The sequence below is a fragment of the Luoshenia tenuis genome, assembly GCF_014384745.1.
GTDB lineage: Bacteria > Bacillota > Clostridia > Christensenellales.
Genome location: NZ_JACRSO010000002.1, coordinates 331,673 through 352,997, shown reverse-complemented (window position 1 = coordinate 352,997; position 21,325 = coordinate 331,673). Strand labels below are relative to the sequence as shown.

18 protein-coding genes are annotated in these 21,325 nt (G+C 57.0%); 14 read left to right on the top strand and 4 right to left on the bottom strand.

Annotation, left to right across the window (positions count from 1 at the left end; translation table 11 throughout):
- Nucleotides 1–211: 211 nt before the first annotated feature.
- The 13 genes from lepA (at nt 212) to kdpC (ending at nt 16,835) form a co-directional block, all read left to right on the top strand.
- The gene (gene lepA, locus H8699_RS06600) at nt 212–2,017 is read left to right on the top strand and encodes a translation elongation factor 4 (protein WP_249284982.1); all 1,806 of its coding nucleotides are present in this window, start codon (nt 212–214) and stop codon (nt 2,015–2,017) included.
- Between the two features lie 8 nt (nt 2,018–2,025).
- Nucleotides 2,026–3,177 (top strand): radical SAM family heme chaperone HemW, encoded by a 1,152-nt coding sequence (hemW, locus tag H8699_RS06595; RefSeq protein WP_249284981.1) that lies wholly within the window; start codon nt 2,026–2,028, stop codon nt 3,175–3,177.
- A 148-nt stretch (nt 3,178–3,325) separates the two neighbouring features.
- Complete coding sequence (gene hrcA / locus H8699_RS06590; RefSeq protein WP_138296151.1) at nt 3,326–4,372, top strand: heat-inducible transcriptional repressor HrcA; 1,047 nt, start codon at nt 3,326–3,328, stop codon at nt 4,370–4,372.
- Nucleotides 4,373–4,391: 19 nt separating this feature from the next.
- Nucleotides 4,392–4,985, top strand: a complete 594-nt coding sequence (gene grpE / locus H8699_RS06585) for a nucleotide exchange factor GrpE (RefSeq protein ID WP_249284980.1) — start codon at nt 4,392–4,394, stop codon at nt 4,983–4,985.
- Between the two features lie 58 nt (nt 4,986–5,043).
- Complete coding sequence (gene dnaK / locus H8699_RS06580; RefSeq protein WP_249284979.1) at nt 5,044–6,903, top strand: molecular chaperone DnaK; 1,860 nt, start codon at nt 5,044–5,046, stop codon at nt 6,901–6,903.
- Nucleotides 6,904–6,986: 83 nt separating this feature from the next.
- Nucleotides 6,987–8,138, top strand: coding sequence for a molecular chaperone DnaJ (gene dnaJ / locus H8699_RS06575; RefSeq protein WP_407943996.1), 1,152 nt, complete (start codon nt 6,987–6,989; stop codon nt 8,136–8,138).
- Between the two features lie 103 nt (nt 8,139–8,241).
- Nucleotides 8,242–8,907 (top strand): hypothetical protein, encoded by a 666-nt coding sequence (locus H8699_RS06570; protein ID WP_249284977.1) that lies wholly within the window; start codon nt 8,242–8,244, stop codon nt 8,905–8,907.
- A 149-nt stretch (nt 8,908–9,056) separates the two neighbouring features.
- Nucleotides 9,057–10,946, top strand: coding sequence for a molecular chaperone HtpG (htpG, locus tag H8699_RS06565; protein ID WP_249284976.1), 1,890 nt, complete (start codon nt 9,057–9,059; stop codon nt 10,944–10,946).
- Nucleotides 10,947–11,108: 162 nt separating this feature from the next.
- Nucleotides 11,109–11,903 (top strand): MBL fold metallo-hydrolase, encoded by a 795-nt coding sequence (locus tag H8699_RS06560; RefSeq protein WP_249284975.1) that lies wholly within the window; start codon nt 11,109–11,111, stop codon nt 11,901–11,903.
- Nucleotides 11,904–12,217: 314 nt separating this feature from the next.
- Nucleotides 12,218–12,298 carry a K(+)-transporting ATPase subunit F gene (gene kdpF, locus H8699_RS12600; RefSeq protein ID WP_138296192.1) on the top strand — a complete coding sequence of 27 codons (81 nt, stop codon included), beginning with the start codon at nt 12,218–12,220 and terminating at the stop codon, nt 12,296–12,298.
- Nucleotides 12,299–12,319: 21 nt separating this feature from the next.
- A complete protein-coding gene (locus H8699_RS06555; protein WP_249284974.1) occupies nt 12,320–14,083 on the top strand; it encodes a potassium-transporting ATPase subunit KdpA in 1,764 nt (587 codons plus the stop codon).
- 15 nt (nt 14,084–14,098) lie between these two features.
- A complete protein-coding gene (kdpB, locus tag H8699_RS06550) occupies nt 14,099–16,153 on the top strand; it encodes a potassium-transporting ATPase subunit KdpB (protein ID WP_249284973.1) in 2,055 nt (684 codons plus the stop codon).
- 13 nt (nt 16,154–16,166) lie between these two features.
- On the top strand, nt 16,167–16,835 hold the full coding sequence (kdpC, locus tag H8699_RS06545) for a K(+)-transporting ATPase subunit C (RefSeq protein WP_249284972.1): 669 nt from the start codon (nt 16,167–16,169) through the stop codon (nt 16,833–16,835).
- A gap of 147 nt (nt 16,836–16,982) precedes the next feature.
- Here kdpC and rpiB read toward each other — a convergent pair whose 3' ends face one another.
- Genes rpiB through H8699_RS06525 form a run of 4 tightly spaced genes read right to left on the bottom strand, consistent with a single transcriptional unit; the run spans nt 16,983 to nt 20,235 of the window.
- A complete protein-coding gene (rpiB, locus tag H8699_RS06540; RefSeq protein WP_138296142.1) occupies nt 16,983–17,438 on the bottom strand; it encodes a ribose 5-phosphate isomerase B in 456 nt (151 codons plus the stop codon).
- A gap of 29 nt (nt 17,439–17,467) precedes the next feature.
- Entirely contained in the window at nt 17,468–18,106 is a 639-nt protein-coding gene (gene dhaL, locus H8699_RS06535) for a dihydroxyacetone kinase subunit DhaL (protein ID WP_249284971.1), read from the bottom strand.
- A 14-nt stretch (nt 18,107–18,120) separates the two neighbouring features.
- Nucleotides 18,121–19,116: a dihydroxyacetone kinase subunit DhaK gene (locus H8699_RS06530; protein ID WP_249285117.1), complete on the bottom strand. Its 996-nt coding sequence runs from the start codon at nt 19,114–19,116 to the stop codon at nt 18,121–18,123.
- A gap of 30 nt (nt 19,117–19,146) precedes the next feature.
- Nucleotides 19,147–20,235, bottom strand: a complete 1,089-nt coding sequence (locus H8699_RS06525) for an alcohol dehydrogenase catalytic domain-containing protein (protein WP_147518051.1) — start codon at nt 20,233–20,235, stop codon at nt 19,147–19,149.
- 481 nt (nt 20,236–20,716) lie between these two features.
- On the opposite strand from H8699_RS06525, the gene H8699_RS06520 reads away from it, so the two are divergent.
- Nucleotides 20,717–21,301, top strand: a complete 585-nt coding sequence (locus H8699_RS06520) for a nitroreductase family protein (protein ID WP_249284970.1) — start codon at nt 20,717–20,719, stop codon at nt 21,299–21,301.
- The last annotated feature ends 24 nt before the right edge of the window (nt 21,302–21,325 follow it).

Here is a 21,325-nt window from a genome sequence, read left to right as displayed (position 1 = left end):
TACCCCATGAATAAGCAAATTTTATTCTATTTTTATCATACACCTATTTTTATGCCGCTGTCTACTGCCGCCTGGGGCAATGCAAATCTTGCTTTTTGGCCCAGGATTCGTTATGATGAAGGAAGTTTCATCCGTTTAAAATGCAGGCGGAGCGGCGGCAGGGCTGTACGCGTCCGGCAACTTTGAGATATAAAGGAGTCCAGTAAAACGCATGGCAAGGGAACATCAGGATTTGATCCGTAATTTTAGCATCATCGCCCATATCGACCACGGTAAATCCACATTGGCGGACCGGCTGCTGGAGGCCACCGAGACCATGGCCAAGCGGGATATGTCCGAGCAGGTGCTGGATTCTATGGAGCTGGAGCGGGAGCGGGGCATCACCATTAAAAGCAAGGCCGTGCGCATGAATTACCGCGCGCGGGATGGCAAGGTTTATGAGTTTAACCTGATCGATACCCCGGGGCATGTGGACTTTAACTACGAGGTCTCCCGGGCTTTGGCGGCCTGCGAGGGGGCCCTTTTGGTGGTGGACGCCTCCCAGGGGATCGAGGCGCAGACGCTGGCCAACGTCTACCTGGCCCTGGAGAACGACCTTGAGATTCTGCCGGTCATCAATAAGATCGACCTGCCCAGCGCCCAGCCCGAGCAGGTGCGCAGCGAGATCGAGGACGTGATCGGTCTGGAAGCCGGCCATGCGCCGCTGATCTCCGCCAAGAGCGGGGTAGGCATTGAGGATGTGCTGGAAGGCATCGTTTCCTATATCCCAGCCCCCAGCGGGGAGGAGGATGCCCCGCTGCGCGCGCTGATCTTTGACTCTTATTACGATAATTATAAGGGCGCGATCTGCATCGTGCGCGTCAAAGAGGGCAGCGTGCGGGCGGGTATGCGCATCCGCATGATGTCCAGCGGTATCGAATTTGACGTGGTGGAGGTGGGAGCGTTTTACCCCCAGCCCGCCACGCTGCAGGAGCTCTCCGCAGGCGACGTGGGCTTTATCGCCGCCTCGATCAAAAACGTGGGGGAGGCCCGGGTGGGCGACACGGTGACGGATGCAGCGCATCCCGCATCCCAGCCCCTGCCCGGCTATAAGCGGGTGCAGTCCATGGTATACTGCGGCATCTATCCGGCGGACGGGGCCCGCTATCCCGACCTGCGGGATGCCCTGGAGAAGCTGCAGCTCAACGATGCGGCCCTGCACTTTGAGCCGGAGACCTCCATCGCCCTGGGCTTTGGCTTCCGCTGCGGTTTTTTGGGGCTGCTGCATATGGAGATCATTCAGGAGCGTTTGGAGCGCGAGTACGATCTGGACCTGATCACCACCGCGCCCAGCGTCATCTATAAAGTCAAGCGCACGGATGGGACGCAGGAAACCATCGACAACCCCACCAACCTGCCCAATCCCGCGGAGATCGAGTACATGGAGGAGCCTTTTGTGGACGCCAAGATCATGACGCCGCCCGAGTATGTGGGAGCGATCATGGAGCTGTGTCAGGAAAAGCGCGGGGTCTATATCGAATTGCAGTATTTAGAGGAGAGCCGCGTGGTGCTGCATTACGAGCTGCCGCTAAGCGAGATCATCTACGACTTTTTCGATACCCTCAAAAGCCGCACCCGGGGTTACGCTTCCTTTGATTATGAGCTGAAGGACTACCGGCGCAGCGAGCTGGTCAAGCTGGATATCCTGCTCAACGGGGATGTGTGCGACGCACTGACGCTGATCGTACACAAGGATAAGGCCTATGCCCGGGGCCGCTCCATCGCCGAGCGGCTTAAAGAGGTGATCCCGCGCCAGCTCTTTGAGATCCCCATCCAGGCGGCCATCGGCGGCAAGGTGATCGCCCGGGAAACGGTCAAGGCCATGCGCAAGGACGTGCTGGCCAAGTGCTACGGCGGCGACATCACCCGCAAAAAGAAGCTGCTGGAAAAGCAGAAAGAGGGTAAAAAGCGGATGCGCCAGGTCGGCTCGGTCGAGGTGCCCAGCGAGGCGTTCATGGCCGTGCTCAAGATGAATTAGGCGCGCATATGGCGGGTATCTATATCCATATCCCCTTTTGCAAGGCCCGGTGCCGGTATTGCGATTTTACTTCGTATGCCGGGCGCGCGGCGGATATGTCGGCCTACCTGAGCGCGCTGGAAAAGGAAATAGACCGCTGGGCGGTCCGCGCGCAGGCTACGGCCTTTGAAACGGTCTTTATCGGCGGGGGCACGCCCTCTATTTTGCCGCTTGGGGCGGTTACGCAGCTTTTAAGCGCGCTGCGCCGCCGCTTTGCGCTTTTAAAGGATGCGGAGATCACCCTGGAAGCCAACCCCGGTACGCTGACGGCAGAGAAGTTAACCGAATATCGGGAGAGCGGGATCAACCGGTTGAGCATCGGCCTGCAAACGGCGGACGGCGGGCTGCTGCGCGCCCTGGGCCGCATCCATACCTATCCTGTTTTTGAGGAGAACTATAAGCTCGCCCGTGCGGCGGGCTTTAGCCATATCAATGTGGACCTGATGTACGGCCTGCCCGGGCAGGGGCTTGCGCAGTGGCGGGATACCCTTGAGCGGGTCACGGTGCTGGCGCCGGAGCATATTTCCGCCTATTCCCTCATCTTGGAGGAGGGGACGGCGCTGTATGCGGATGTGCAGGCGGGGCGCGCCGCCGCTCTGCCCGGAGAGGATGCGGAGGACGACATGGCAAAGCTGGCCCGCAGCCTGCTGGCCAGCCGGGGATACAGCCGCTATGAAATCTCCAACTTTGCCCGGCCGGGACAGGAATGCCGCCATAACCTGAACTATTGGCAAAACGGCGATTTTATCGGCCTGGGCTGCGCGGCGCACGGCTATTTCGGCGGGGAGCGGTATGAGAATACCGCCGAGCTGTGCGAATATATCGGGCGTGTGCAGGCCGGAGAAAGCCCGGTGGCAGCGCGCAGCTACCCTTCCGGCAATGACGCGCTGTTTGAAACGCTGATGATGGGGCTGCGCATGGTACGGGGCGTTCCGCTGGCCGCCCTGGAAGGTCGGTACGGCGCGACGCTGCCGGAGAAATGGAAAAAACTCATCCACACCTATGAAAGCGGAGGGCTGATGCGCCTTGAAAACGGCCGCCTGGCCCTGACGGAGCGGGGGCTGGACGTGCAGAATCCCCTCCTGGTGGCGTTCTTACAGGCACTGGATAATAATTTTTGACTTTCTTTGATTTTTTTGCGCCGCAGGCTGGATTTTGGTTAAAATACCCTTGACAATTCCGGCCCGCGGTGCTAATTTATAGATAGGTTTTAGCACTCCTCTTTTGAGAGTGCTAACAACAAAGCGGACGAGGAGGTGCTTGGGCGAGATGGATATTGGCGAACGCAAACTGCGCATTCTGCGCGCGATCATCGACGACTATATCGCTACGGGCATCCCGGTTGGCTCCCGTACGATCGCCAAAAAGTATCTGGACTGGAGCAGCGCCACCATCCGCAATGAGATGAGCGACCTGGAGGAGATGGGTTTGCTGGAGCAGCCCCATACCTCGGCCGGCCGCGTCCCTTCTGATTTAGCCTACCGGCTGTATGTGGATCAGCTGATGCAGGTGCCGGATCTTTCCGCAGAGGAGATCCGTTACATGCAGCAGTACGTGCATTTCCGCCTGGGCGAGATCGAAGAGGTGATCTCGCAGGCGGCGAATCTGCTGAGCGAAATTACCAATTATACCGCCGTTGCCCTGACGCCGCAGATGAAAGACAGCGTCGTCACCGGTTTTCAGTTGGTGCCGATCACGGAAAATTTGGCGCTGGTGGTGCTGGTTACCGAGGCCGGCGTGCTTAAAGATCAGGTCATCTCCATCCCCAAACAGATGGATTCGGATCAGATATATGAGGTATCCAAGCTGCTGGCTAAGCAGCTTTGCGGCCACACGCTGGCGGAGATCGAGGAGACGCTGCACCAGCAGATGGACGAAAACCTGGCCAAGGCCCTGCAGGGGCACAAGCGCCTGGCGGGCAGCCTGATCGAGGCGCTAGATACCTACGCCGTGCCCAACCTCTCTAAAGAGTTGGTGCTGGGCGGCGCGGGCAAGATCCTCAACCATCCGGAATATAGCGATATCGATAAGGCGCGCCAGTTCTTATCGGTTTTGGAAACGAAGGACCGGCTTTATCAACTGCTCCGGCGGGGCAGCAAATTGCAGTTTAACATCACCATCGGGCGGGAGAACGAGTTTGAGGATTTGCGCAATTGTTCGGTGGTGACGGCAACTTACCGCATAGGCGACCAAAACTTGGGTTCGATCGGCGTGATCGGGCCGACGCGGATGGATTACAGCCGCGTCATGTCCGTGCTGGGCTTTATGGGGCGCAGCCTCACCGAGGTGCTTTCGAACCTGACCGATGGCGAATAGCGGCATAAGGAGGATAACGATGGAAGAAAAAAACGAGAATTTAAATCAGGAAACCGAGCCTAACGCAGCGGACTGCGGGCAGCAGGCTGAAGCGGCCTGCGAAGAGCCCAAGGCGCAGGATAAGAAAAAAGATAAGAAGAAGCATAAGGATGCGGAGCTTGAAAAGATCAAGGCGCTGCTGGAGAAAGAGCAGCAGCAGTCGGCTGATTATCTCAATACGGCCCAGCGCCTTCAGGCAGAGTTTGATAACTTCCGCCGCCGCAACCAGACCCTGCGGGCGGACGCCTATCAGGACGGCAAGCTGGATACCCTGAAAGAGCTGCTGCCGGTGCTGGACAACTTTGAGCGGGCGATGGCGGCAAAAGCCGATGCGGACGCGTTCTTTGAGGGTGTGGAAAAGATTTACAAACAGCTGCTGGAGACTATGACCAAGATGGGCGTGGAGGAGATTCCGGCCCTGGGCGAGACCTTTGACCCGGAAAAGCATCACGCGGTGATGCAGGCCGAGGCCACGCAGGATTATCCCGCCGGCACCGTTTGCGAGGTGTTCCAGAAGGGATACCGCGCGGGCGAAAAGGTTTTGCGTTACAGCATGGTAAAAGTGGCACAATAATAGCAGGCAATCCATTTAAATAAATTTTGAAAATTCAATCCAATGGGAGGTATAGATCATGGGAAAAATTATCGGTATTGACTTAGGTACGACCAACTCCTGCGTAGCCGTTATGGAAGGCGGCGAGGCGGTTGTCATCCCCAATCCGGAGGGCGCGCGCACCACGCCTTCGGTCGTGGCGTTCACCAAGGAGGGCGAGCGGCTGGTAGGCCAGGTGGCCAAGCGCCAGGCCATCACCAATCCGGACAGGACGGTTTCTTCCATCAAGCGCGAGATGGGCAGCAATTATAAAGTGCGGGTAGACGGCAACGACTACACCCCGCAGGAGATCAGCGCGATGATCCTGAGCAAGCTTAAGGCGGATGCCGAAAGCTACTTGGGCGAGCCGGTGACCCAGGCGGTCATCACCGTGCCGGCCTACTTCTCGGACAGCCAGCGCCAGGCCACCAAGGATGCCGGGCGTATCGCAGGCCTGGAGGTATTGCGCATCATCAACGAGCCTACGGCTGCGGCCCTGGCTTACGGCATGGATAAAGAACATAACCAGAAGATCCTGGTTTACGATCTGGGCGGCGGCACGTTCGACGTGTCCATTCTGGAGATCGGCGACGGCGTGTTCGAGGTTATGGCGACCCACGGCAACAACCGCCTGGGCGGCGATGATTTTGACCAGCGCCTGGTGGATTACATGGCCGACGAGTTTAAAAAGGAAAACGGCATCGACCTGCGCAGCGACAGGATGGCCCATCAGCGCCTGAAAGAGGCGGCTGAAAAAGCCAAGATCGAGCTTTCCGGCGTGTTGACCAGTAACGTCAACCTGCCCTTTATTACGGCGGATGCTTCCGGCCCCAAGCACCTGGATATGACCATTACCCGGGCCAAGTTCAACGAGCTGACCCACGACCTGGTCGAGCAGACCACCGGCCCCATGAACCAGGCGCTGCAGGATGCGGGGCTGACGGCCTCTCAGGTCGATAAGGTTATTCTGGTGGGCGGTTCCACCCGCATCCCCGCTGTGGCGGAGGCGGTGCAGAAGATCACCGGCAAAGAGCCCTTTAAGGGCATCAACCCTGATGAGTGTGTGGCGCTGGGCGCGGCCATTCAGGGCGGCGTGCTGGGCGGCGATGTCAAGGACATCCTGCTGCTGGATGTAACGCCCCTTTCCTTGGGTATTGAGACCATGGGCGGCGTGTTTACCCGCCTGATCGACCGGAACACCACCATCCCCACCAAAAAGAGCCAGATCTTCTCCACGGCGGCAGATGGACAGACCTCGGTGGAGGTGCATGTGCTGCAGGGCGAGCGCGAGATGGCCACCTATAACAAGACACTGGGCCGCTTCCAGCTGACCGGCATCGCCCCGGCTCCCCGCGGCGTGCCGCAGATCGAGGTGACCTTCGATATCGACGCCAACGGCATCGTGCACGTATCCGCTAAGGATCTGGGCACGGGCAACGAGCAGAACGTTACGATCACCGCGTCGACCAATCTGTCCGACGATGAGATCGATAAGGCCGTGAAAGAGGCCGAGCAGTATGCGGCCGAGGATAAGAAGCGCAAAGAGGAAGTGGAAGTGCGCAACCAGGCCGATCAGATGGTCTATTCCACCGAGAAGAGCTTGAAGGAATTGGGCGATAAGCTGGATGCGGCGGATAAAGACAAGGTGCAGGCCGGTCTTGACGCCCTTAAAAAGGCGTTGGAGGGCGGCAACCTGGAGCAGATCAAGGCTGAGACCGAGAAACTTACCCAGGTTTCCTACGATGCTTTCGGCAAGGTCTACCAGCAGCAGGCGGCAGGGCAGCAGGCCGGCGCCCAGGGCGCCAATCCGGGCCCGGATGCGGGCAACGCCGGCGCACAAAGCGGCCCGGATAACGTTGTGGACGCCGACTATGAAGTGGTGGACGACGATAAAAAATAAGGGGAACATTCATGGGGCAAAAGGCGCGGCTTGTGGCCGCGCCCTGCCCATGTTGAGGGCAGAATCCGAGAGTGTGGAGGTAGGTGAGGCTTTTGGCCAAACGTGATTATTATGAGGTGCTGGGCGTTGCAAAAGACGCCAGCGATGCGGATATTAAAAAAGCCTATCGCAATCTGGCAAAAAAATATCATCCGGACCTGAACCCTGGCGATAAAGAGGCCGAGGCCAAGTTTAAAGAGGTCAACGAGGCGTATGAAACGTTGAGCGATTCCCAGCGCCGCGCCCAGTACGACCAGTTTGGCCCGGAGGGGCCGCAGGCGGCCGGCTTTGGCGGCGGTGGCTTTGAGGGCTTCGGCGGTTTCGGCGGCTTTGGCGGTGTCGAGGATATTTTTGAGGCCTTTATGGGCGGCGGTTTCCGCGGGCAGAGCGCACGGCGCAATGGGCCTGCGCGCGGGGAAGATATCCATGTGGAGGTCACCCTGAGTTTTGAGGACGCGGCCTTTGGCGTGCAGCGGGAGATCAACGTCACCCGCGACGAGGTATGCCAGGAGTGCGGCGGCAGCGGCGCCAAAAAGGGCACCCAGCCTACGACTTGTACGGTCTGCGGCGGTACCGGCCAGGTACAGGTGGCCCAGCAGACGATCTTAGGGCGGGTGATGAATGTGCGCACCTGCGAGACCTGCCACGGCACGGGGCACATCATTAACGACCCCTGCCCCAAGTGCAACGGACGGGGCAAGGTGCGCCGCTCGCGCAAGATTAAGGTGAACATTCCCGCGGGTGTGGACGATGGGCAGGCGGTGACCATGCGCGGAGAGGGGCAGCCTGGTACGAGGGGCGGCCCGGCGGGCGACCTTTATGTACACCTGCGCGTGCGCCCGCATAAGCTCTTCCGGCGGGAGAATTACGACCTTTATTGCGATATCCCCATCACTTACGCCCAGGCGACGCTGGGCGGGGAGATCGAGGTGCCCACGCTGGAGGAGAAGGTGCGCTATAATATCCCGGAGGGGACGCAGCCGGGCACGACCTTCCGCCTGCGCGGCAAGGGCATTAAAGTGCTCAACTCCAACGCCAAAGGTCACCTTTACGTAACGGTGACCCTGGAGGTGCCCAAGCGCCTCTCGGCCGAGCAGAAGGAGCTGCTGCGCAAATTCGATGCGTCGCTGGGCAATGCCCAGCACGAAAAGCGCAAAAACTTTTTTGAAAAGATGAAAGACGCCTTTGGCGGATAAAATGACCCTGGCTTGGCCCGGCGCCTTTGCGCCGGGCCTGCTGCATCCAGCCTGCATGAAGCGCAGGCTGGGCGCGCATGCTATTGAAAAAGGAGCAGAAAATTTGGAGAAACGCGAAGCGGTATTTAAGAAGATCAACTGGGCGCTGATGGCGCTGATAGCCCTTGGCCATTTGGCCGCGGGGATATACTATCTGGCCAGTGGCGCAAGGGTTTATTACTATGCCCTGGCCTTTTGCGGGCTGCTGTTTTTACCGCTGCCCTACGGGCTTTATAAGGCGCTCAGGCTGAAAACCTGTTACAGCCTGAACAGCGTGATCTATGCCTTTTTCATTCTGGCCTACACGGTTGGCCTGGTCTTTCAGGGCTATGCGCGCATCCTTTATTTTGATAAGCTGGCCCACGGCCTGTCCGGCGTGCTGGTAGCATTTTTTGCCCTGTTTTTATACTATCTGATCAAGCCCGGTCGGGAAATCAGGCGGGAAGAGTGCGCTCTGGCGGGCACCTTTGTCTTTATGAGCTCGGTGGCGGTAGCGGGGCTTTGGGAGATCAGCGAATACGCGATCAGCCTGATCTTTGGAACCGACCCGCAAAACGTGCTGCACACCGGCGTGGGCGATACCATGATGGATATGATCGTTTGCACGGCCGGAACGCTGGCTTTTGTAGTGGTGCTGGCGCTTTACTATAAAAAGGGGCGCAAGGGCTTCCTCATGGGCGCATTTGATGATTTTTACCGGCAAAACTTTTTAGAAGGCTCCGATTTCTAGCTCCGTAAAGGGCCGCAAGGCCCTTTCTCTTTTAGGTCAGGGCTTGATTTTTGCGCGGCGTTGCGCTATTATTTTGTTAGCACTTAAAAGTGATGAGTGCTAAAATGTGCAGAAGATAAATTTTGATTTCATTATAGGGGTGATGGATTATGGCAAAAAAGCAGTTTAAGACGGAGTCCAAGCGTATTTTGGATCTGATGATCAACTCGATCTATACCCACCGGGAGATCTTTCTCCGGGAGCTGATCTCAAACGCCAGCGACGCCAGCGATAAGCTTTATTTTACCGCGATGAAGGAGGGCAATACCGGCCTGAACCGGGAGGATTTGCCCATCCATATCGGCGTGGATAAGGAAAACCGCGTGCTGACGATCTCGGACCACGGCTGCGGCATGAAGCGGGAGGAACTGGAAAATAACCTGGGTGTGATCGCCCGCAGCGGTACCTTGAACTTTAAAAAGGATAACGACCTGGGCGAGGATATCGACGTGATCGGCCAGTTTGGCGTAGGTTTTTACGCGGCTTTTATGGTCAGCAAAAAGGTGACGGTGCAAAGCCGCGCCTACGGCTCGGATGAGGCGTGGCAGTGGCAGTCTACCGGCGCGGATGGCTACACCATTGAGCCCTGCGAAAAGGCGGAAAATGGCACGGACATCATCCTCGAGATCAAGGATGACGAGGGCGAGGAGCACTATGGCGAGTTTTTAGAGCAGTACCGTCTGGCCGCCATCGTCAAAAAATACTCGGATTATGTACGCTATCCCATTCAGATGGAGATGGAATCCACCCGCATGAAAGAGGGAAGTGAAACAGAGACCGAGACCGTGGTGGAGACCTCTACCCTCAACAGCATGGTGCCCATCTGGCGCCGGGCCAAGGGCGAGGTCACCGATGAGGATTATAACAACTTCTATAAAGAAAAGTTTATGGATTTTGAGGATCCGCTCTCAGTAGTGTCCCACGCGGTGGAGGGCGCCGTGACCTATCAGGCGTTGCTGTTCATCCCCAAAGCCGTGCCCTTCAATTACTATTCCCGTGATTTTGAAAAGGGCCTGCAGCTCTATTCCAACGGCGTGATGATCATGGATAAGTGCCCGGACCTACTGCCGGATGCGTTCAGCTTTGTGCGCGGGTTGGTGGATTCCTCCGACCTCTCGCTCAATATCTCCCGCGAGACCCTGCAGCACGACAGGCAGCTGCGCGCCATTGCCAACAACGTGAAAAAGAAGATCAAAAGCGAGCTGCAAAAGCTGCTTAAAAACGACCGGGAAAAGTACGAGCTCTTCTTCAAAAACTTTGGCCGTCAATTAAAGGTGGGCGTATATACCAACTATGGCGCGGAAAAGGAGTTTTTGCAGGATCTGCTGTTGTTCCATTCCCTAGCCGGGGATAAGCTGATCGCCCTGCAGGAGTATGTGGACGCCATGCCAGAAGGGCAAAAATATATCTACTATGCCTGCGGTACGGATATCAACCGTGTGGCCCAGCTGCCCCAGATGGAGCGCGTGCGGGACGCGGGGTACGATGTGCTGTGCATGACGGAGGATATCGACGAGTTTGCCGTGCGCATGATGCGCGACTTTGCGGGGAAGGAGTTTAAGTCCATCTCCGATAACGACCTGGGGCTGGATAGCCAGGAGGATCAGGAAAAGGCTGAGCAGCAGGCGGCCGAGTACAAGGCGCTGTTTGAAGATATGCAAAAGGCGCTGGAGGGAAAAGTGAAGCAGGTCAAGCTCTCTAGCCGGCTGAAATCCCACCCGGTTTGTCTGAGCAGCGACGGTCCCCTGTCCCTGGAGATGGAGAAGGTATTAAACGCCATGCCCACAGAGGAGAAGGTCAAGGCTGACCGCATCCTGGAATTGAATGGTGATCACCCGGTGTTTGAGACCCTGTGCAAGCTGCAGGGCAAGGATGAGGAAAAGCTCGGGCAGTACGCCCAGATGCTTTACGACCAGGCACTGCTGATCGCCGGCATGGAGATCGAAGATCCGGTAGCTTATTGCAACCGGGTATGCCAGCTGATGGCGGATAAAGCCTAGTACAGCGGCCTAAATCTTCAGAACTGGTAAATACAATACCCCGCCGGTAAAACCGCCCGAAGTGCCGATAAAGCACCGGGCGGTTTTTTAGTCCGGGAGGCTTAACGGATTGTACACCCTGTGTTATAATCAAACCATAAAGAAAAAAAGGGGGATTTTACAATGCAGGACCCGGTTTTTATGTCCGTTAAGATCACGCCAAACACGATCCTGATCTCGGGGGTGGGGTGCTACAGTTATCTGGTCATGGGGGATGAGATGGCCATGATGATCGATACCGGCATGAGCCACCGCGATATCCACGAATACGCGCGCCAGTTTACCGATCTGCCCATCACAGGGGTGATCAATACCCACGGCCACTTTGACCACACCGGCGGCAACGGCTGGTTCAAGGTAGCGTATATGCACCCTTATGCGGCTACGGAGGCTAAAAAGCCCTTTGACGATTCTGAATATCCGCTGGATTATGAGATCGTTACGGTGGAAGATGGGCATATGTTCGATCTGGGCAGCCGTAAGCTGCAGGTGATCTACGACGGGGCGCACAACCCTGGCAGCATCGCCATTTTAGATAGGCAGAACCGCATGCTCTTTACCGGGGATGAGGTGGACCCGGGACAGGTGCTGATCTTTAGGATGGCGGGCCATCAGGAGAATATCCAAAGCTGCCAGAGCATCCAGAACCATCAGCGCAATATGCGTAAACTGAAAGCTTATTATGATGACTTTGACATCATCTGCCCGGGACATAACGGCATGGCTATCCATAAAAGCTATATCAACGATTTTATCGTCTGCGACCAGATGATCCTGGACGGGGCGCAGGGGAAAACGGATATTACCTCGCCTTCCATGCACTTCCCGGGGCTGCCCACCTCGCGCCGCTTTGAGTATAAGGGCGCCCATATCTGCTACGATATCGACATGATCTATGATGAGCAGGTAAAAAAATAAGTTTAGGTCCGTTATAGCGGTTATGGCAAGAGGCATCCAAAAGGATGCCTCTTTTTTATGCCCAAATCGCCTAATTTATGCCTGGATACGTTTCTTTATGTATTCTTAACGCAATCTTAATATCACAGCGGTTTTGCAAAGACAATGCTCATATCCCGGCGAGTATAATTATCTCGATAAACAAGTAGATGAGGAGATGATACGCATGCTCGACCTATTGATGATAGCGATCTTTGCTGTCAGCTTTGGATTACTCGGCCTGTTGGTCCATTGGTGCCAAAAACAACTGGATTCCAACGAGTAGGGGGGAAGGTATGATGATAATCCTAGGCATTATTGTTTTACTGATGGGGTGCTATCTGGTATACGCACTGGTGCACCCGGAGAAATTCTAAAGCTTTCAGGAGGAGTTCGTTATGGTGCAGCTCGTATTGACCATTCTCATCTATTTGATGATGGTCATTCCGGTCGGGATCTATGTCTATCATATCGCCGCCGGAAAGCATACCTTTGCCGACCCGGTATTTAACCGCCTTGACGGGCTGATCTACCGGATCAGCGGCATCGATCCCCATAAGGGTATGAACTGGAAAAAATATGCGGTATCGCTTCTGGTGACCAATGCCGTCATGATCCTGCTGGGGTATATTATCCTGCGGATCCAGAGCATCGGCCTTTTCAACCCCAATGGGATCGGGAACATGGAAGAATCCCTGTCCTTTAATACGATCATCAGCTTTATGACCAATACCAACCTGCAGCACTACTCCGGCGAGTCCGGCCTTTCGTACTTATCGCAGATGCTGGTCATCATCTTCATGATGTTCGTATCCGCGGCCAGCGGTTACGCGGCCTGCGTGGCCTTTATTCGCGGCCTGGCGGGAAAGACCAAGGACAATGTGGGCAACTTTTTTGCGGATCTGGTACGCATCACCACCCGCGTGTTGCTGCCTTTTTCCATCATCGGCGGCATGCTTCTGGTATGGCAGGGCGTGCCCCAGAACTTTACCGGTAATGTGGTCGTGGATACGATCGAGGGCGCCAAGCAGATCATCGCCATGGGGCCTGTGGCGGCGCTGGAGATCATTAAACACCTGGGGACGAACGGCGGCGGTTTCCTGGGCGCCAACTCGTCTACACCCATTGAGAACCCCACGATCATTTCCAACCTTATCGAGCTTTATTCGATGATGCTGTTGCCGGGAGCCAGCGTCATCACCTTTGGCAAGATGGTGCGGGACCGCAAGCGCGAGCAGGCACAGGCCAACGGACAGAAACTGGAGATCAAGGGCAAGGCGTCTAGGAGCCTGACCGTATGGATGTACGGCCGCGAAGGGCGCACGATCTTTGCCGCTATGGGGATCATCTTTATCCTGGGGCTGGGCCTTTGCTTCTGGGCAGAGAGCCAGGGCAACCCGGCGTTGGCCGATGTGGGCTTGAGCCAAACACAGGGCAGTATGGAAGGCAAAGAGGTCCGGTTCGGCATCGCTCAATCTGCGATGTTTACCACGACGACAACGTCGTTTACCACGGGTACCGTTAATAATATGCACGATACCCTAACGCCTTTGGGCGGCATGGTGCCCCTGCTGCATATGATGCTTAACGTCGTCTTCGGCGGCAAGGGCGTAGGCCTTATGAACATGATCATGTACGCTATACTGGCGGTGTTTATCTGCGGGCTGATGATCGGCCGGACGCCGGAATACCTGGGTAAAAAGATCGAGGGGCGCGAGATGAAGCTGACGGCCCTTTGCATCATCATCCATCCCTTCCTGATCCTGACTTTTTCCGCTATCGCGGTCGCCACGCAGGGAGGGCTGGAAGGCATTACCAACTCGGGGTTCCACGGGCTGACGCAGGTGCTCTATGAGTTTTCGTCCTCAGCGGCCAACAACGGTTCCGGTTTTGAGGGCCTGGCCGATAATACGATGTTCTGGAACATTACAACGGGCTTGGCCATGTTCTTTGGGCGTTACCTGTCCATCGTCATCCAGCTGGCCATCGCCGGATCGTTGATGAAAAAACGCTTTGTCAATGAGTCCGTGGGGACCCTGCATACCGATACCGCCTCGTTTGCCATCATTTTGGTATTTGTGGTATACATCTTCGCGGCGCTGACCTTCTTCCCGGTGCTCTCGCTAGGGCCCATCGCGGAACATCTCAGCCTCTGGACATAAGGAGGAAGCCTTAACATGAGTAAGAAACGCAATCAAAAGCTGATTACGCCGGAGATCTTCCGCCAGGCGGTAATAGGTTCGTTTGTAAAGCTGAACCCCCGGTATATGATGAAGAACCCCGTCATGTTTGTGGTAGAGGTGGGGTTTGTGATCACGCTGGTACTGTCCTTTTTTCCGGCGCTGTTCGGGGACGTGGGCGGCGGATCCCTTCGCACCTATAATATCATTGTAGCGGCGATCCTGTTTGTAACCGTACTGTTTGCCAACTTTGCCGAATCCGTGGCGGAAGGGCGGGGCAAGGCCCAGGCGGCCAGCCTGAAAAAGACCCAGAAGGACACCCAGGCCCGATTGCTGGAGGACAACGGCGGGGAAAGGACCGTGCTTTCCAGCGAGCTGAAAAAAGGGGATGTGGTGCTGGTTCGCGCCGGCGAGATCATCCCTGGCGATGGCGAGGTCATCGAGGGCATCGCCTCGGTGGATGAATCCGCCATTACTGGCGAATCCGCCCCGGTGGTGCGGGAATCGGGCGGGGACTTCTGCTCGGTCACCGGCGGTACTACCGTGGTTTCGGACTGGTTGAAGATCCGCATCACCTCTGACCCGGGCAATAGCTTCCTGGATCGGATGATCGCCCTGGTCGAAGGGGCCTCGCGGAAAAAGACCCCCAACGAGATCGCGCTCAACACCCTGCTGGTTTCGCTGACCATCATTTTCATGATCGTGATCGTAACGCTGTATCCCATCGGCATCTATTCGGGCGTGCAGCTGCAGACCTCCACATTGATCGCCCTGGCCGTCTGCCTGATCCCTACCACCATTGGCGGCCTGCTCTCGGCCATCGGCATCGCGGGGATGGACCGGGTCACCCGGTTTAACGTCATCGCCATGTCCGGTAAGGCCGTAGAGGCCTGCGGGGATGTGGATACCATGATCCTGGATAAGACGGGCACCATCACCTATGGCAACCGCCTGGCCGCGGATTTCTTCCCGGTGGGCGGGGCGCGGCGAGAGGAGCTAATCGGATGCGCGGCGCTGACCTGTCTGCAGGACGATACCCCGGAGGGCAAATCCACCCTGCAACTGGCTCGGGAAATGGGAGACCATAGCGAAGCTGTGGAAGGCGCCAGCTTTATCGAATTCACGGCGCAGACCCGGATGAGCGGCGTGGACCTGCCCGACGGCACCCGCATCCGCAAGGGCGCGGCCGATGCCATCGAGCAATACGTCAAGGCGCTGGGCGGCCAGATCCCTGGCGACCTGCACGAGCAGGTGGATAAGATATCGAGCCTGGGCGGCACGCCCCTGACCGTTTGCCTGAATGACCGGATTTTGGGCGTGATCTATTTAAAGGATACCGTTAAGCCCGGTATGGTGGAGCGGTTCCAGCGCCTGCGCGCCATCGGCATCAAGACCATTATGTGCACGGGCGATAATCCCCTGACCGCGGCTACCATCGCCAAAGAGGCGGGCGTGGATGGCTTTATCGCCGAGTGCAAACCGGAAGATAAGATCGATGTGATCAAGATGGAGCAATCCCAGGGCAAGATCGTGGCCATGACGGGCGACGGCACCAACGATGCGCCGGCCCTGGCCCAGGCCAATGTGGGCCTGGCCATGAACAGCGGCACCACGGCAGCCAAGGAGGCCGCCAATATGGTCGATCTGGATTCGGACCCGACCAAGATTCTGGAGGTCGTGGAGATCGGCAAACAGCTGCTGATTACCCGCGGCAGCCTGACCACCTTCTCCATCGCCAACGATATTGCAAAGTATTTTGCCATTATTCCGGCGATGTTTATGATGGCGATCCCGCAGCTGGGCGTGCTCAATATCATGCATTTGGCCACGCCTTACAGCGCGATCCTGTCCGCGCTCATCTTTAACGCGATCATCATTCCCTGCCTGATTCCCCTGGCGATGAAGGGCGTTAAGTACCGGCCGATGTCCTCGGGTAAAATGCTGGGCAGAAACATGCTGATCTATGGCGTAGGCGGCGTGATCACTCCGTTTATCGGAATTAAGATCATCGATCTGATCATCCATCCGCTGCTTGCGCTGATGGGCCTATAAGGAGGATGAGATTATGAAAGAATCTGCAAAAGGATTCCTGCACGGGACCCGACAGGCCGTCGTGGTGACCCTGGTACTGATGCTGATCTGCGGACTGATCTTTCCCACGCTTTTGACGGGCATTTCGGCGCTGATCTTTCCGCATCAGGCCGGCGGCAGCCTGGTAGAGGTAGAGGAGCAGACCCTGGGCGCCCAGAATGTAGGGCAGGAATTCACACAGGATTATTATATGTGGAGCCGGCCTTCGGCGTATCATTACAACGTTTATACCGAGGATGCACAGGGCAACCAGTACTATACCGATGGTACGGAGTTTGCCGGCCTGAGCTCTGGCTCCAATAACTACGCACCCTCCAACCCGGATCTGGCGGCGCGGGTAGAGGAGGATATCGCCAAGTTTTTGGAGCGCAACCCGGATGTCAAGCGCGAGGATATTCCTACCGATCTGCTAACGGCCTCCGGCTCCGGGCTGGACCCGCATATCTCTCCGGCGTCCGCCGAGGTGCAGATTCCGCGCATCGTAAAGGCCTCGGGCTTGAGCGAGGATACGGTCCGCGAGATCGTGGCGCGGCATACGGGCGGCAAAGTCCTGGGCGTATTTGGCGAGGATACCGTCAACGTCCTGCTGGTCAATATCGACATCGCCACCGCCATGGGGCTGATCGGCTCCCAAGCGGAATAACCGGATTACACTGAAGTCTTTAAAACCCCGCACCTGCAGTTGCAGTGCGGGGTTTTTGCTGTCTCATAAGTAAAAGGAAGAGATAATAAAAACAGCGGCGCGGGAAAATATCCCTGCGCCGCTGTTTCTATCGCTTAGGCTCTTTTATTAGGCCCTTTGCTGGTATTCCTTTTCCAGCTCCATAATGCGGGCTACCTTGGGCGCCGATCCACCGCCGGCAAAGTCGCACCCCAGCCAGATATCCACCAGATACTTGGCCAGCTCCACGCCGATCACCCGCTCGCCCATGCACATGATCTGCGCATCGTTGCTCTTGCGAGCGCGCTCGGCACTGTAGGGATCGTGGCACACCGCCGCGCGGATGCCCGGCACCTTGTTGGCACAGATGCACATGCCGATTCCCGTGCCGCACAGCAAAATACCTTTTTCGTAGTTGCCCTTGGCCACTTCGCCTGCTACTTTATAGGCCACATCGGGGTAGAGCACGGTCTCGCCCTTGGCGGCGCCAAAATCGTCCACCTCGTAGCCCTTTTCCTCCAGATGCTTGATGATGACCATTTTAAGATTATAGGCCGCCTCGTCGCAACCGATGATCAGTTTCATTCCATATCTTCCTTTCCGTAAAGCCGCGTTTACAGCTGTGCGGCGATCGCGTCCGCCATCGCCGTTAAGATGATGCAGCAGCTGGTAGCGCCGGCGTCCAGCACCCCGCGGGAGCGCTCGCCCAGCCGGCTGGAGCGGCCGTATTTAGCCACCATGTCCTTGGTGGATTCTTTGCCCGCCTGAGCGGCCGCTTTCATGTCTTCCAACGCCTCGGGCAACGGCTTGCCCGCATCCGCGGCCGCTTTCAGGGCGTCTACAGCGGGGCTTAAGGTATCCACCAGCGTCTTATCGCCTACCTGCGCCTCCACGATGCCCTGCAGCCCTTCCAGGCCCGCAGCCAGCATATCATGCAGCTGCTGTACATCGATCTCCTCTAAGTCCTCGCCTGCCTCGGCGGAATCCATAAAGATCGTGCCGTAGATGGGGCCCATGGAGCCGCCGATCTCCGCAAACAGGATATTGCCCAGTTCGTCTAATCCTTCTGTAAAGGTGAAATCGGTATCGGCAAACCGCTTTTCAAACAGGCTGAAGCCTTTGTTCATGTTCATGCCGTGGTCGCCGTCGCCGATCAGGCCGTCCACCTCGCCCAGATAGGCCTTGTTATCCTGAATGGCCTTGACCATAGCCAGCAATACGGGTTTGCCGTCTTTATTTTGAAATACGCTCATCTTCGCGCCCCTCCTTAGAACTGCGTTAAGCCCATGCAGTTGGCCGGCATGTCGATCAGCTCTTTGAGCTCGTCGTCCAGCTTCATCACCGTCAGCGTGGCGCCCATCATCTCAAGGGAGGTAAAGTAGTTGCCCACATAGGCCTTATGGGTCTTGATGCCTTTTTCGCTGAGCAGTTTATCGATCTCATCGTAGAGCACATACAGCTCCATCACCGGGGTCGCGCCCAGGCCGGAGACCAGCACCACCACTTCGTCGCCCGCCTCAAAGGGATAATCCGGCACCACGGTATCCACCATGCGCTTGGCCATCTTATCGGCGGTCTCCAGCGCGCATACCTCGATGCCCGGCTCGCCATGGTGGCCGATGCCCACTTCCATCGTGCCCTCTTTGATCTCAAAGTTCGGGTGACCCACGGCCGGCAGCGTGCAGGGGGTAAGCCCAATGCCTACGCTGCGGGTGTTATCGATGGCCTTTTGCGCTGCGGCGATCACCTCGTCCAGGCTGCCGCCCTTGGAAGCTTTGGCGCCGCCCACCTTCCACATCAGCACCTCGCCGGCTACGCCGCGCCGCTTTTCGCGCTGATCCTTGGGGGCGGAGGCCACATCGTCATTGGCCACCACGGTCTTGACCGTGATGCCCTGCTTTTTGGCCATCTTTACAGCCATCTTCACGTTCATATTGTCGCCGGAGTAGTTGCCGTACAAGCAGGCCACGCCGTTGCCCTGATCGGCAGCCTTAAAGGCATCCAGGAACGCGGCGGCGGTGGGGGAGGAGAAGATCTCGCCCACGGCCACGGCATCGCACATATTTTTGCCCACATAACCCACAAAGGCGGGTTTGTGGCCCGATCCGCCGCCGGTCACCACGCCGACCTTGCCCTCGGGGATGTCCTTGGCCTTGACGACCCTGGGATTCTCGGTCTTTTCCACCAGTTCGCTATGGGCTTTTAAAAAGCCTTTTAGCATCTCGTCTACAATATCGTCCGGCTGATTCATGATGCGTTGCAACATATTCATTTCCCCCTTATATCCTTTGTCTTATTCCATGCCCGGAACCAGAACGACCTTCAGCGCGCCGCCTTCGCCGGTCTTGGCGATATGGAAGCCTTCCTCCCATTTCTCAAGCGGCAGCTGGTGTGTGACCACGCCCTCGGTGGGCAACTTGCCATTTCCGATCCATTCGATTACCGTGTCGTAGCAGAACGGGCTCAAGTGCGAGCCCAGCAGGTCCAACTCCTTGCGGTCGCTGATGATGGACCAGTCCACCTTTACCAGGTCGCCAAACACGCTGAACTCCACAAACCGGCCCATCTTGCGGATGGCTTCCAGCCCCTGCTGTACGCTGGAGGGATGGCCCGTGGCCTCGATATAGATATCGCACCCATAACCGCCGGTCATCTCCTTGATCTTGGCCACCACGTCTTCCTTGCCGGGGTTCATCACGATGTCCGCGCCAAAGGCCTTGGCCTTGGCCAGCCGCTCGTCGCTCATGTCCAGCGCCACCAGGCACTTGGGGTTAGCCTGGCGCAGCGCGCCGATCATCCCCAGCCCCAGCGTGCCTACCCCGGATTGCACCACAACATCCGTAGTCTTGACCTGGGCGCGCTCCACACAGTGGAAAGAGCAGGCGTACGGCTCGATCAGCGCGGCCTGCGCGATGGGCATATCCTGCGGCACGCGGTAGGGCAGCGCCTCTTTGGTCAGTTTTACGTACTCGGCCATGCCGCCGTTGACGTTATTCTGGAAGCCGAACAGATCGTGCTTTTCGCACATCCAGTGCCGCCCGGTCTTACAGAACATACATTCCCCGCAGGGAACGATCTGCTCGGGGCAGATGCGGTCCCCGATCTTCCAATCGCCCTTGACGTTGGGGCCGATCTCCACCACCGTGCCCACAAACTCGTGGCCCGGGATCATCGGCGCCTTGATATACGGGGGATTGCCGTCTCCGCCCCAGAAGCTGGGCGCGCCCGCAAAAGCCTTGGTATCGCCCGCGCAGATGCCGCACGCCTCTACCTTGAGCACCATTTCGCCCTCGCCCGCGCGGGGGGTGTCCACCATTTCAAAACGGTAATCACCCGGCGCATAAGCGACGATTGCCTTCATTTTTTCCGGTAGTGTACTCAACATTCATTCCTCCCTTAAACATCCTAAAATAGCTTGCCGTGTACCCCTTGTAACGCGGGTGGCTTCCCCAAACCACCCCACGAACGCTTTACCCCTTTAGTCCATTGCAAAACGTCCTAAATTGAGTATAACCAACAAAAATGGGGGTGTCAATTAATTTACAGCCACGGATAGGCGTTGGCACCCAAACGCCCCCAGCCAGGCCGGTTGCGGCATTTTAGGGACAGGAAGATAAAAATATTTAGTTGTATGTTATGCTTTTTTGAGGATGGGAATGGGGTCAAAAGCCATCTTCGGCGCCAGAGCACTATTTAGCGCAACGCATCAGCGGATGCTGCTTGGCGTGCTGTTACGTATATGCCTCGGTTATAGTTACGCATAGGTAACCTGAGAACAAAATTGTGCGTACTTGCGCGGCTGCATTGCTTTTTATATGATGAAGAAAAAGCGGCCGCGTTGGGCCGGAAAGGAAGTTGCAATAATGAATGCGGTAGTGGAAAATATAATGTCGCGGCGCTCCGTGCGGCGCTTCAAATCCCAACAGCTTTCGCCTGAACACTTGCGCCAGATCCTTGAAGCGGGGCTCTGGGCGCCCAGTGCAGGCGGCCGCCAATCGGCCATCATGCTGGTTTGCCAAGATGCGCAGGCAAACGAAGATATGGGGCGCATAAATCGTAAAATTTTCGGGGGCGCGCTCAAACCCGGCGCGCATATCGTCAACGAAAAGCAGATCAGCATCGCAGAGGATGATTCGCTTCAAAGCGCATTTTATAGCGCACCCACCGTTATAACGATTTTTGCGCCGGAGGGACACCGTTGGGGCATTAACGATTGTACGGTAATGGCCCAAAACCTGATGCTGGCGGCCTGGTCCCTGGGCGTAGGTAGCGTGCATGTTACACGTGCGGAGGATACTTTTGCTACTGAGCAGGGACAGGCGCTGATGGCGAGGGCGGGAATCGACCCGGAATACGTCGCCCGGTGCAGCATATGCCTGGGATACCCGGATGGAGAGATCGGTGAGGGCAAGCCGCGGCGCGCCGGTCGGATTTTTGTGGTTGAATAGTACTTCATGAATAAGAGGGCGGCC